Consider the following 276-nt stretch of genomic DNA (forward strand, 5'->3'; position numbering starts at 1 on the left):
CTGAAGTTGTCTGTGAATTTTCTTTAATCATTTCCACTATTGTTTTGCCCACATTCATTTCTGATTGATCTGGTATCTTCACTCCAGCATCCTCATTCACAATTGCTATCGGCAGATTTTTAGGTACTGGTTGGACCGATGGAATTAATGTTAATAAAAATATAAATATTATGACCAATGTAATGAATGGTGATAACAGTAATAGTTTGTTTTTAAACATATTTGAACTCCTCCAAAAAGATAAGTATAATAAACGAACAACGTGTTGTTTATTAT

1 protein-coding gene is annotated in these 276 nt (G+C 30.8%); it reads right to left on the bottom strand.

What is annotated here, in order from left to right; translation table 11 throughout:
* On the bottom strand, nucleotides 1–220 hold a 220-nt coding region (locus EOC06_RS41255; protein WP_206631436.1), incomplete at its 3' end, for a hypothetical protein.
* Between the last annotated feature and the right edge of the window lie 56 nt (nucleotides 221–276).

Origin of the sequence: Mesorhizobium sp. M7A.F.Ca.MR.362.00.0.0 (genome assembly GCF_004023175.1) — a bacterium.
GTDB lineage: Bacteria > Pseudomonadota > Alphaproteobacteria > Rhizobiales > Rhizobiaceae > Mesorhizobium.